This is a genomic window from Candidatus Woesearchaeota archaeon, assembly GCA_016192995.1.
GTDB lineage: Archaea > Nanobdellota > Nanobdellia > Woesearchaeales > DSVV01 > JACPTB01.
On sequence record JACPTB010000013.1, the window covers coordinates 1 to 14,506 of the forward strand.

Genomic DNA, 14,506 nt, shown 5'->3' on the forward strand with positions numbered 1-14,506 from the left:
AACATTTGTATTATATCGCAATAGTTGATTTTGATAATCTCGTAGATGAAGAAAACGAAGAAAATAATATTGCTACTACTTTAGAAGCTGTTCCTACCCATGGAACACCAATATTAAACGCAACTGATCATCCTTTAAACAGATCTGATGCAAATTTAACTGTTTATAATCAATCAACATCACCAGGGGTAAAGAATATTATTGACTGGCGATTAAACACAACCTCCATCACATTATTAAACATGCCTTTTGAAAGCCATAAAAACAACAATTCATTTGCCATAGATTATTCTACCTTTAATAATGTTGGAACTGTCCAGGGAGCATTATTCAATGCAAGTATTGGTTATGACGGAAAAGCAGCATATGAATTTACTGGAACAAACACTGGTATTCTTGTCCCCAATGTCAACGCAACAAATTACACCATTACAGCATGGATAAAACCAGATCAGGTAAATAATTATGAAAATTTATTTTATTGGCAAGGTTCAGGTACGTATTTTGCGCTAACAAATGCAATCTGCGCGTATGTAACTTCGTGGAGCTGCACAGGAACAGCTCCAACTGTAGGAGCATGGATGCATCTTGCAATAACATCGCAAGGTAAAGTATACAAAAATGGAATTTACTTAGGCACAATTACCGTAGAACCAGTTAGCGGCAATCTGAGCATAGGCGATCGAGACACAGCAACATGGGACTTTGACGGAGTTATAGATGAATTCCAATTATATAACAGGGTTTTGTCAGCAGAACAAATACAAGCATTATATAGAACTGAAACAAATATTTTAGTCAGCCAGGAAACGCAACCATTAGAATCATGGACTGCTGGGATTACACCAAATGATGGTGTTGACGGAAAAACAGAGATAAGTAATAGTCTTTTTATCAATTACGGGCCAACTCCCCCAACCCATAACACTCCTTTATTGCTTGCAACTGATTATCCAAGTAATACAACCGCAGCAAATCTAACAGTATATAACCAATCAACAAGTGATCTTAACAATGATGTTGTTAAGAATATCATAGATTGGCGATTACAGGGAAGTTCTATCGCCCTGATAAATTTCCCTTTTGAGAAATTATCCTCTTATCAAACAACAACTAAAGATTATTCAAGCTTTACTAGAAACGGAACTGTCAGCGGAGCTGTTTTCAATGCAACCGGAGGATATGATACTAGAGGAAGTTACGAATTTGATGGTGTTAACGATTATATCAGCACTACTTTAACGTATACTAGTGGAACAAATATTTCAACTGGTGGATGGTATAAAAGTAGTGATAATCTAACCACAAATATGGTTATGGTTGGTGGAAATAACGATGGCAGATTTGAAGTATATGTGGATCAAGCTAAACCAGGTTGTCGTATTTGGGACACAGCTGACAGGTCAATCTATGCACCAGAACCAGCGTCATCAGGATGGCACCATATTGTTTGTACACAAACATACAATTCAAACACTACAAAGTTATATGTTGATGGTGTTTTAAAAGCTTCAACAAATTACAACTCAATTTCAGCTGGAGGAACTTGGCAAATCGGCAAACCAGGATCAAGTGGAGCAAAATACTTCAATGGAACAATAGATAAAGTGTTTATTATGAATAGATCACTATCTCAAGAACAAATACTATCATTGTATGTTAATGGAAGTTATGTTCTTGTTAATAATGAAACAAATAAGAATGATGTGTGGAGTGCAACTCTAACTCCTCATGATGGTAATGAAGAAGGAACAACTAAGACGAGCAATACGATTACTACACTTAATTCTCCTCCAACTACTCCTCTGTTATTAATTGAACAGAATAATAGCCATACTAATGATAATACAACAACATTCACCTGGAGTCAAGCTAGTGATTACGATACTGATGCAGTTCACTATGAATTTGTTATTGCCAACAATACTAATTTTAATCCAATAATAATTAATCCCACAAACATTATAGATACTAATTATACCCTGGTTCAGCAATTAAATGACAGCATATATTATTGGAAAGTACGCAGCTGTGATATAAGTAATAAATGCAGCAGTTATCAAACACCGTTTGTTGTCGTTATTGATACTATTAACCCCAATATCCAATGGATTTATCCGCAAACAGATAATTCAAGCAAAAATTATGAGCATAACATTAGTTGGGATATTAAAGTAAGCGATAGTAATCTCTATAATGTTCTCCTCAATGTAACGAATGCAACAGGATATTCTATGTACAGTGAATATGTAAGTAATATTAGTGGAACAACCTATAATTTCACCAATATCACTGATGTCGCGTCATGGTCAAAAGGAAATTATACTGTTGAAGCCAGTGCAGGAGATGATCATACCTATGGCTCATTGCATGATTTAACATATACCATCAATAGTGATGGTATTTTATTTAGTGATGGCAATGTTAATAAGAAAATTTCCATAGGATATTTCATTGGCGGAAATTATGTATTTGCTCAGGCTTCTGACATCCAATCTAATAATATTCTGTTTAATGCGCAAGAGCTAAACAAAGAATACAAATGGGTAATGAATATTAAACGCCCGCAAAATGATATTCAATTAGGTTTTGCAATTCCAGCAGAAAAGGTAATCTTAAGAAATAAAGATAAAGCGCATTTTGTTTGGGATGATTGGTATATTGATTTTGAAGATTTAATTAGTAATGGATTTCCCATTAAGATCAACAAACAAACTATCAATAACGAAGAATACTGGATTGTGTCTACATCAACAAGTTATTGCAAAGCAAACAAAGGCCAGACATGTACATTTGATCCTGTCGTTGGAGGATTGAATATTGTTACACAATATAAAACAATCTATATTAATAAAAAACCAGTTCACAATCTTCCTATTCTCAATGCAACAGATTATCCAACGAATTCAACCAATGCAAACTTAACAGTGCATAACCAATCTACAATTGATTTGGATGATGATTTAGTAAAAAATATTTATGACTGGCGATTGAATAGCAATTCAATGAGTCTTCTTAATCTGCCATTTGAAAATAACAATGAACCTGCAACCTCAACAAAAGATTATAGCACCAATCAAAAGAATGGAACTATCAGTGGAGCAGTTTTCAATGCAACCGGAGGTGTTGATGGATTTAGCGCTTATGAGTTTGATGGAGTGAATGACTACATTAATACTCAACTTAATTATCTCAGCAGCATTAATATCACGATCAGCGCCTGGTATAAAACATTCGATAATCTTACTGCTAAAATGGCAATTGTCGGCGGGAATAATAGAGGCAGGTTTGAATCTTATGTTAATCAAGGTAAACCTGGTTGCAGAATTTGGGATACAGGAGAGAGAAGTATTTATGCATCGCAGCAGTTTATTAGTGGATGGCACCATATTGTTTGTACACAAACATTTTTCCCTAATACTACTTCATTATATGTCGATGGAGTATTGCAAGCATCTGCAAATTATTCATCTATAAGTGCAGGAGGAACATGGAGAATTGGTTATCCAGGATCAAGTGGAGCAAAATACTTCAATGGAACAATAGATGAAGTAATGATAGTTAATAGATCATTATCTGCAGAGCAAATAAAATCATTAGCACAGCAACGAAATGATCTATTAGTAAGTGAGGAAACTGAAGCAAGTGATATATGGAGTGTTGTAATTACACCAAATGATAAACTTTCAGATGGGAATACTAAAGCAAGCAATGCGATATCTGTTTTGGGTAAAAATGTATGGAATGGTGTAGCATATCTCAACACTTGTTCTATAACTATTAACAACACTGAGTCAATAAATCATATCTATGAACCACAAGCGATTGATCCTACAGTTAATTGTAATTTTACTAATTCACTGCAAGCAGATCGTGATGATATACGTTTAATTTATCAGAATATAACTGAAATCCCAATTGCTGCAGAGACTGATGCAGACTATATCATCGCGCTTTTAAATTCAACAGCTCGCAACACCGATAGTAATTACACCTTATTTTGGGGTAATAGTATAGTAGAGAGAACAAACTACAGTGATTGTACACTCTATAAACCATGCACTTATGAATTCAGAGGTGATTTATTTAAAGTTCATGACAGATTTGATGACCCAACAACAGGTTATAATATAACATTCTGGAATGTGCAGTCTGGAAATTGTGGACCAACAACCGTGCATGTGTATGAAGGAGTATATGGAGGAAATTGCACAAATGGAGGCTTATTATTTGTAGACATTAGCGCTCCAAATATTGATCCGACCTATAGCGGTGCAGTGATTTATGATGAAGGTGATACTGGAGGCAGTAATGGGAATGCTTTTATGGACGCGAGTTCGGGAGAGGCAAGAATCAATGGTGCAGGTGAAAGAACCGATATACATAGCAGTAAGTATGTATATACTCAGGAAACTGGCGGCTGGAACGCTTCTAATTTCACTCGATACACTGGTTGGAAGGCAGTCAATATGAAATCAACCTTTGCCAACAAAGAGATATATTTCAACACCACATTAATTGGAAATCTTACTCAGACATCAGCTGCAAATGATCCGAGTGAAATTGTGAGATATAAAATAGGAAATCCAACAACAGCTACTAATAATGTATATTTTGATTTCTTTGCCTATGGTAAGAATGAATTTCACTTGTATGATACTAAGGCAAAAGTGATTGTGGGGGATAAATAATAGCTTCTCACTAAAACATGAGGAGGAGCCGAATGGTCGGCTTCATCCAAAAATAAGGTTAGCACCCTCAGGTCGAAACTCTTTGAAATATTCATCAAAAGAGGTCGGAGGGTTGGCTCCTTCGGAGCACGACCGTTTAAGCGAAGATAAGAATTGAAGTTTCGAAGGTGCTAACCTGGCGGCAGCCATTTTTTGGATGAAGCCCGAATGGTCAAAAACTATATAAAACAACTATCCTAATGGAAGAATATGGGTTTCCAGGTATTCAATGCTAAAAAAGCAGCTCTTAATATAACCTTTGACATGATTATAGAAGCAGTGCTTATTCTCATAGTGGCATTTTTTTTCATAAATTATGTTGATAGTATCAGCAACAATACCTTATTTGAGCGAACATTCCTGGCAAAAGACCTTGCATTGATAACAAACACTCTGCAAGCAGCTCCTCAAGATGCAGTTGTTTCTTATGAGCCAAAATATGGCGGACCAGCATATAAGCTCTATACCGACACTATATTCCAGAGAAATCTGGATCTATCAAAGTATAGCTATGATTTTGGAGATAATTTTGTCAAGCTTCAATTGGAAAAATACGACGAAGAACAATTCAGGCTTGTTCCAGATAAATTATTGGTCAGCTACCCTATTCATTATAATAACAATCTTGCTCGTTATTATCCCCTTCTAGAAAGGCCATCGAGAATAGTACTTGCTAATACTAATAATGTATTTACCGTTGATAGTCAAGGAATTGTTGCAAGTAGTCAAGATACCTCTCCAAAATCAGTTATTTCTTCATCAGCAGGGGAAATAACATTAGTAAAGATCGACTGCGGCAATGAAAAATCAACATTCCCTATAAATCAAATATTATTAGATGCAGATTCAGGTTATTATATAACTCAAAATAGTAAGCCTGAATTACAGAAAGGCGTTATGAATCTCGCCCAAGACCAAATAGAAATGGATATAATTTGGGAGTTTATGAAATCTTTAGAAATTTCTTTAAAATCAACAGAAAAAGGGTATGTAGTGACAACCTCCCGAACCAAAAAAACACCCGATGAAAAATTTACCTACGAAGCAAGATTGAATAAAGTTACGCCTGCAACAGACCTTATACTTGTCTTAAAAAATTATTACACAGAAAGTCATAGTGACAACACGATCAAAATATATTATCCCATAAACAATAAAGAGAGCAAGAAATTAGCATGTTATATACATAACGCGATTATTGATACAGCTGAGCAACTAAATCAACATGATGCAAATGATATTCAGCAGCCGATTATGACTGAGCTTGTTGATGAAAAAACAAAACAATTATTGGAGAAAAACAATAAGCTTGGTTTGCAAATAGAATTTGGAAATATCGCAGTTCCTTCAAATAAATTATTTTCCTTGCGCATTCCTTTAGCAAAAGCAATAAAAACCGCTATTCGTCAGCATAATGATCATTATGCTGATGAAGATGAAGACAAAGGGCAATCACCATGAAAAAATTAATCCTCAATGCCATGATACTTTTAGGTAAAAACAAGCGAGCAGGTTCTGTTTACTTGCAGATGATGTTCGGCTTTTTCAAATTTTTTCTGGTACTATTTATAGTCTTCAGTATTTTATTTGTAGTAAGATCGCATTTCAAAGCAAAAATAGATATACTTGATACAGAACTTACTCTTTTAGCACATAACATAATCTATGCAAAAGGCGGAGTTTCTTATCAAGATCCAATAACAGGAAGAGTTTATCCAGGTGTTATTAGTTTGGAAGAATTTGAAAATAGTTTTGCGATGAGTTCGCGGTTAAATCAGGCGTTTTTCTATGAAAAACAACCAGTGTTCGCAGCGGTTATTAATCTCAACCTGCCTGAACAGAACAAAAAAGTAGAGAGTGTTTATTATTACAAAGAATGGTATGATAAATGGCATCCTTTAGGAGCATCAAGATTAATCGGTAAAGGTGCAGTCATTAAAAAAACAATGAGCTTCAATGTTTTAGTGCGGCAAAAAACATCCCCGCATGATATACCGGGAATATTAACTATGGAAATAGTAACTCCAAGACCATAAGGTGCTTTAACAATTATGCAATTCCTCAAAAAATTACATAAATTAGATGGAAACAAGTATGCAGGGCCAGGAGATGCAATCGCTGATATAATGATAATAGCTATTATTGTCTTTGTCATTGCTGTTTTTTTTGTTTTTTTTGTCAAGTTTGCTGCTCAAGAAACAAAATTGAGTTTAGACGCAAATAGAATAAAACTCGATGTAACCTATGATCTGCTTTATTATCTCCGAACACCAGTCGCAGATACTTCTGATAAAACATTTGCAGAAACAATAGAATCCTACATGGTAACTAAAAATCCACTCGAGTATGGACAATTACAGGAGTTTTATGAAAATAATATTATGAAAACTTCTTCGCGGTGTAAACTGATAACAATTGAACGGAAAAGTTCAACGCAACAGATAATCCCTGCATTCCCTTCGTTAAGTGTTGAACAAACAAGTCTTGGCTCTTGTAAAATAGTTGTCCCTTTAAGATCACAGGTGATTCTTCCCTTATATCATCAAGATGAATATGTAATTGTTGAATATAGTGTAGATATTACGGGTGAAGTTACGCAAGAAGTAATTAAAAAATATTTTAATCTGGTTAACAATGACAAATAAAAAATATAACCTCCAGAGAAAAATAACCCTCAGCAAGGATAAGCTTGCAGTGAGCGTATTTATGGTGTTGTTATTAGTGGTAGTTATGTATGCAGTATTCTCAATATGGGCTGCATTATTAAACATAAGTTCGTTTTCCCATACTGTTGGCGATGATGCCTTTGCCCTTTTGCAAACCTATGAGACCGGAGAAAAAGTTTTGTTCTATGTTGATCAAGTAGGTGAACAAACGTATCGGCAATCATTATTTGATCTCGGGAAAAAAGGAGGTTTTTACCAAGCAACTCCCGAGCAAAATAAATGCGGTACTTACAGAGGTTCTTCACTCTGGTATGCAGAGCCAGAATATTGTTTTCCAGAAAAAGAAAAAGAGGCATTAGCTGCGATATTTGCTGAAAATATGAAACAAATGTTAAGCTTCACGCCTATTGATGAGGTTGAAGAGAAAAGCCCAGATATTAAATATAATTTATTCTCTCAAGAGAATAAATTCTTAGCAATTACTAAAGATAAAATCCCAATAAAATCACAACCTTTGCAATTGTTAAACCAAGGCTTGCAAAGCTTCGCTGGATTTCCTGATTGCAATAAACCATCCTCAACCACCCTCCAAAACACCTATGGTGATGGAGGCAGGATATGGATTCCGCGAGAAGCGCAGTGTGGAGGAAGTTTCCCGATTATTATTCTGCTCCATGGCCAAAGTAATCCTGGTGTTTTCGAAGGTCAGAAAGTATATCAAACAGCTGAGCAATTAATAAGTGCTCGGCAAGTCTATCCGGTTATTCTTGTCGAGCAATATGCAAAAAAAGAGCATTGGGTTAACGATAATCCATGGCCAGTAAGCAAGTATAATATTAATGATCATGTGGTAGAGATAGAAAAGCAGCTTGCTCAGTACAATATTCGGATTAAGCATGTTTCAGTGCTTGGCCACAGTGCAGCAAACTGTTATTCTTCAGGTGGTTTAAGAACCATCGCACGTGATAGAACGTTATTTTTACTAGGCATGCTTGACCCAACATGCAATACTAATGTTCCAGCAAAACAAGATCCGAAGCAATGCCCTCAAGTGCAGGATTACGGAGAACCTCACATTGCAGCTATCGAAGGCAAAGGCACTATTCTTGTTGGAGTAAATGGCAATAAAAAATGTTCTGATCAAATCTCATTTCCAACAATGGTTGGTCAAACTCCTGAAGATATTAAATCAAGTAAAAAAATATTTGATCAGGAGCGTTTTATAGCAGCCTACAAAAATCCGCAATTACCTTATTATAATTTTCAAATCCATTCGGATTATTACAGTCATGGCAATGCAATAGGTATTGGATTTAAAGAAATTCTATTGCAATTTTTCAAGCCAGAATTACAGCAGCCTTTTACGATGGCGATTCCAGAGGATTATAATGGTCTTAAATGCAGACTAACTCAATTTACTGTAGATTCTCAATCAATAGGTGATACGCATAGTGGGAGTTTAGCCAATGCAGCAGTGATGCCGGCAAGTGGCGACTTGCCGTATATTTCACAATATCGTTTTCGGGAAACGTATTACACTACTAAAGAATTTGCTGAAATTATTGAACGGGTGGCTTGTATCATGCAGGCAAATGGCTACGATAAATTGCGGTTTAATGATTTAAGCAAACAGCAAGGTGGCACTATATTTAAACCATCAGGTAAACCAGCGCATGTTTCTCATAAAAGCGGTCGTGACGGCGATTTCGGGTTTTATTATTTTCCTGATGCTCAGGCTCAACAATCAAAAAATCAACTTGTTGACGTAGTTAATAATCCAAAAGGAAGTCCTTCTTTAAAATTACTTGAAGGTACCAGCAGGCAAATGTTTGATGTTAAAGGCAATTGGATTTTAGCAAGAACTTTTGTGCAAGTAGCAGAACAACAAGGCACCCCTATCACAAAAATCATTGCTGATGAAATTCTTTATAATCTTTTAATTGATTACGGGCAGAAATATGAGCAGGATAAAACAGTATTTGAAAAAACGAAAAATGCTCTTTTTCCTGATACAACAGACCATGATCATTTTAATCACTTTCACATTCGTATTAAATGTCCTTTAAACGATAAAATAGGTGGAACTCCATGCATAGACGATTAATGTTATCGGTGTTATTATTATTATGTTTGGCATCCATCAACATAGTTTTAGCTGTACAAGAACCATTAATTATAATCAAAATTGAAGATAACAAAGTTGTTATGGCAAACATCATCGAAAAAAATGATTATTACGTTGCTCATTACCAAGATTTTTTTGAAGCGATTGAAGAACAAGATGCTTATTATCGTCTAAAACTCTATGCTAAAAACAAGCTTCTTGTTGATGCAGCACCATTTCCCGAGTTATTGATCTATGAATTTAATCCATCAACAACGAAGATACAAATAATAAATGAAAAAAATAATCTAATTATTTTTGAAAAAGAAATTAATGTATGTAATTATAATAATATTTGTGAACCATCGCGCCCCAAAGGCGCGATGAGCAGCAATTATGAATCTTCATTACTCTGTTCAGATTGCAAGAAAAGTTCAAATGACAATTTCTGTGAAATCATACATGATGGTGTTTGTGATCCAGATTGTAATGGTCTTGAGTATGAATGCGATGAGAGAATATCGCAAAGCGATGGGTTATTAGATAATACGGAATTTAAATGCAGTTCTCAATTCAATGGTGAACTATGTAAGGAAAACCAAGAATGTTTAACTGAATCAATAATGCTAAACAACAAAGTTTGTTGTTTAGCTCTATGTTCAGAAAAATTTATGCTGAAAGAAGAGTTAGAAAAATTAAATCAAGAAGATGGTAAAAGAGTTATCGAAGCTGAACAAGTCTATGTTGGCAAGCTAAAAAAACAGGAAACAGCTAACACCATGCCTATGACAACCATCATAACTGTTATCAGTCTGATAACAATTATCTCATTAATAACCTTTTTGTTTATCAAAAAGAACTATATTAATAAAAAAATGTTTGCTGAAGTAAATGAGTTAATTAACAACTACAACTATGGGCAAATAAGGAAACTATTAAGGAAAAAAGGATATAATGAATCCCAAGTAGAAAAAGCAATTAATCAGCATTATAACAGATATAAATCATATTATGAACAGCAGTTCAAGCAACTTGAAAACAATGGCAATAACAAAAAATAAGTTTAAAAAAATAAAAAAAGAATGGTGTATCAGTTTCTTAATCATAGTGCTTTTTACCCTAGCTGCAGGTGCAGTATGGTATCTTGCCTCTTCTCATTTTTTTGAAAAAGATGTTATGGGTAAAGCTTCTGAAGCTCTCTTAAATCAGGAAGATAAATTCAAGTTTCTTGTCGTTGCAGACATCCCTGGTTCATTAAAAAATATTAACCCGCCTCCACATGCAGCTGCAGCAATTGCTTCTATGCAGGTCTTGCAAGCTCCGCCTGCAGAATTGATTGTTTTCAATGGAAATATGATTTCAGGGCTTGATGAAAGTCAGTATCGGGAAAGTGCAAATTTGCAAAACTATGAAGGTATTATTAATAATAAATGGCAGGCTTTTTATGAGCAAATATTTCAGCCATTATCAATACCAACAAAAGGAATTATACAGATTCCAGTGCCAGGAAGTCTTGATACTGTTTTGACAGAGCCAAAGCTTCTTTCTGAAGCCTATGCAAAATTCTGGAACAGCCATAAGCCTTCTCTTTCAATAAAAGGCAATTATCCTTGGTGGTATTCATTTAATTATAAAAATAGTTACTTCATAATTTTAGACACCTCAAATTTCGCAATAACAGAGGAGCAGGTATCATGGTTGGAAGCTGACCTTGAGTCAGCGAAATCAGAAAATATTTTTGTTTTCTCCCATGTTCCTCCTGAAGTGTTTTGTAGTGACGGAGGATGCGCATCTCTGCAGGGGATGCAAAAACAGTCTCTTTTTCAAATAATGAAAAAATATAACGTTAAAATATTATTTACCGGCAATAATCATGTTTATTATAAAGCCCGTTATCAAGGTGTTAATGTTGTTGCTTCAGGAGCAATAGGTGGCACCTTTAATCTTATAGCAGCAGAACCTGAAAAATATAAACAAAATCCATCATATACTGTAGTTGATGTGCAGGGAATTGATATTCGTGTTGGAGCAATTACTGGCAATAATGGTCCGACATTCAGCAATGGTTATACCGAATCATTGCTTCCTTCTGCAATTCCCGGTTATGATGCTTATACAGAATTAACAAAAAACCCTATATCTATAATTCCAACAGTTATTTCTTCATCAGCAGCTCCTCTTAAAGCAACAGGATCTTCAGGAAACCCTCAAATGGATCAATGGAATGGATTAATTCTTGATGCCTGCAAACAAGAGCAAAACCAAAAAGAGTGTTTTGCTTTGGTAAAAGCTTTCATGTATGTAGAATCAGGGGGAAACCCATTAAGAGTATCATCAACAGGATGTAAGGGATTGCTCCAATTTTGTTTGAGCACTGCAAAAGGTAAAAAATTTAGTGAATTTTTTGATGAAAAAACATTAGACCAAGAAAATGACGATCGTTTTAATCCAGAAAAAAGTATTCGCGCAGGTAAAAAATATATTGTTGACATTCTGAAAAAGCAGATGCATATGGACAATCTGTTTATTATGTATGTTAGTTATAATGTAGGTCCCTCATATGGTCAAAAGGCAAGGGATTACTTTCAAGGCAAAGATCCAACACAAAGCGAAGTTGAAGCTTGGCTTGAACAAACAGATTTAACTAAGCAGAAAATAAATGAACCTAAAACAGCATTTCCTAAATTGATCACAAAATATGGAGAATACATGGGTCAAGGCATAAGCTCAGTTAGTTATCCTGATGCTGCTGTTCCAAGATATGGCGCTTCTAATCTAGAAAGAATTAACGCGCCTTCTGCAATATCTTATTATATTACACCAAGCTTTACTCTCGAACATCCTAGTAGTGGTCAAGATGATGTAAGTGTTTATGGGAAACTTCGTGAGTATGTAAGATGGTATATAAAAAATACAGAATCATGCAGTAATAGCGGCAAACCATTAAATCAGTGCAGTGATGACGCACTGCAAAGTTTAAACAAAGAACCCTATTTTGCAAAAAATATTGGGGGTATAAGTGATTGTACGCAACAAGAATCAGATCTGGAAAAATTCTTTTACGATCTTGTTGAAGAGATAAGAGGATGCATAACTTTTCAACAGGAGAAAATGTGTGCAATAGCACTTAAAGCTCCCCCTCAAAAAGCAGATGAAAAATATAGTGTTGTTTTCAAGCAGCATGAAGGGAAAATAATTATTGAATTACCGTTAAATAACAAGCTATTAACACAATTTACGCATGGGTTGCAAGAAACCATTGATAAAAAAGCAATAATGCTCACTGATGTACCTAATTTAGAAGGTTCAAAAACAATGCTCAATGAACTATACATTACTTTTGAGCAAGTAAACAATAATCTGATTCCTTTTATCTATTACAAAAAGCAAGGGACTGAAGACGTGCAAGGGGTAGCAACATCTATGCTTTATCTGATGCCTGACCGCGAACAAAGCATTATTATTCTTGATCCAGTGATAGGAAATACACAAACAATTGATACAAAAATATTGGATGCAGCGGAAACAACAAAACAAAATACCAAAAAACTCTGCATTACTTCTCTGAACGAACAACCAGTGCAATATCTTGAAGCAGTAAATCCATTGCAAGTGAGGCCTATAACCTATGAACTTGCGGTGAGATTCAACCCTGCACTTTCAACAACAAAGAATTTCTTTGATCCAATGCCGACCTTTCTAGATACAACTCCTTCAAAACTAAGTTTGGAGCAATTGCAGCTTGCATTAAAAGATAAAAAAATTGCAATTCTCAGTGATATCCAAGGACTTAAGGCACAGGAAAGTGATGGTTTTATTACTCAACTTAAAAAAAGCCTTCCCACAGTCTCAATCACAGCCTATGCTAAAGACGCTCGAGCTCAATGGCTAAAGGATAATTATTTTCAACAGGAAATAATAACGCAAAATTATGATGTTTTAATTCTTGCATTGGGAAGCAGTGATGTTTGTGATAATATTGAATTCAGTAATTTGGTTAATTCCATCAATATAATGGCAAAACAATTTAAAACAGCTCAGGAAACTAACAAAGTTTTTGTTGTTGGATTGCCAGGATCAGATGATAAAACCTGTAATAATAATATTCTAATTTATAATGGGGCAGTCAGTAAAAATGATCAGAATAATAAGGTTATCATTAAACAATTGCAGGAGCAATTAGGAAAAGAGCTTTCATTAGAAAACATAGATGTAGGTTTAGATATTTATCCCGATGCAAATATAGTAACCGCAGAAGGAAAATATAAATACCATTATGGAACACTTGAAAAAAGAAAAGAATTGCTAATCACTCATCCTGCTGAAGGGCAATTACAAACAATTATAACACAAAAAATACTAGAAGGATTGCGCGGCTTCGAGCCTGAAACAAATAATCTTGCTTGTAAAAGTGTATTTGCGGTAGGAACCTCATCAATATATTTTGCAAAAAATAAGGGTGGTTTCATTGATAGACTTAAGGAACAGTTTCCACAAATTAAATTTGAAAGTAAAGGTTATCCTAATGAAGATTCAGGATTTGTAGCAGAAAAATTTGAAGCAGAAATCTTGCCAAGTATCAAGGAAGAGGTAGATTGCCTTATTGTTGGAGCAGGTTTAAATGATATTGGTAATCTAGCTTCGGTAAAAAAGAATTTACAATACATATATGCTCTTGCTCGTAAAAACAACATGAAAGTGATAGCAATTGAATTGCAACCTTACTTTCAAAAAGCGCAAAATCCAAAAGCATATGAAAATACGCGAGCTTTAAATGCTTGGTTTGCAGCTGAAGCAGATGTTGAAGCTGTGGTTAAAATTTATGACTTAACGAATGATCCAGAGCATGAAGGCCGAATGCAGCCTAAATTTATTAGTACGGCTAATGGTGAGCCGGATTTTATACATTATAATTATGAAGAAGGCCATAAATTAGTAGCTGAGGAAATAGCTAAAACAGTCTTAGGTGCTGATTAAAAACAACAATCATTAAATAGGATGAGAAA

7 protein-coding genes are annotated in these 14,506 nt (G+C 34.9%); all 7 read left to right on the top strand.

Features of this window, described 5'->3' with window-relative positions:
- The coding region (locus HYY69_07870) for a LamG domain-containing protein (GenBank protein ID MBI3033366.1) at nt 1-4,691 on the top strand (4,691 nt) is incomplete at its 5' end.
- A gap of 249 nt (nt 4,692-4,940) precedes the next feature.
- Nucleotides 4,941-6,191: a hypothetical protein gene (locus HYY69_07875; protein MBI3033367.1), complete on the top strand. Its 1,251-nt coding sequence runs from the start codon at nt 4,941-4,943 to the stop codon at nt 6,189-6,191.
- Nucleotides 6,188-6,766, top strand: a complete 579-nt coding sequence (locus HYY69_07880; GenBank protein MBI3033368.1) for a hypothetical protein — start codon at nt 6,188-6,190, stop codon at nt 6,764-6,766. Before HYY69_07875 ends, HYY69_07880 begins: the two co-directional genes overlap by 4 nt.
- A gap of 15 nt (nt 6,767-6,781) precedes the next feature.
- Entirely contained in the window at nt 6,782-7,375 is a 594-nt protein-coding gene (locus HYY69_07885; GenBank protein ID MBI3033369.1) for a hypothetical protein, read from the top strand.
- Complete coding sequence (locus tag HYY69_07890) at nt 7,365-9,500, top strand: penicillin-insensitive murein endopeptidase (GenBank protein ID MBI3033370.1); 2,136 nt, start codon at nt 7,365-7,367, stop codon at nt 9,498-9,500. The genes HYY69_07885 and HYY69_07890 overlap by 11 nt, the downstream gene beginning before the upstream one ends.
- Complete coding sequence (locus tag HYY69_07895) at nt 9,485-10,561, top strand: hypothetical protein (protein MBI3033371.1); 1,077 nt, start codon at nt 9,485-9,487, stop codon at nt 10,559-10,561. Before HYY69_07890 ends, HYY69_07895 begins: the two co-directional genes overlap by 16 nt.
- A complete protein-coding gene (locus tag HYY69_07900) occupies nt 10,533-14,477 on the top strand; it encodes a transglycosylase SLT domain-containing protein (GenBank protein ID MBI3033372.1) in 3,945 nt (1,314 codons plus the stop codon). The genes HYY69_07895 and HYY69_07900 overlap by 29 nt, the downstream gene beginning before the upstream one ends.
- The last annotated feature ends 29 nt before the right edge of the window (nt 14,478-14,506 follow it).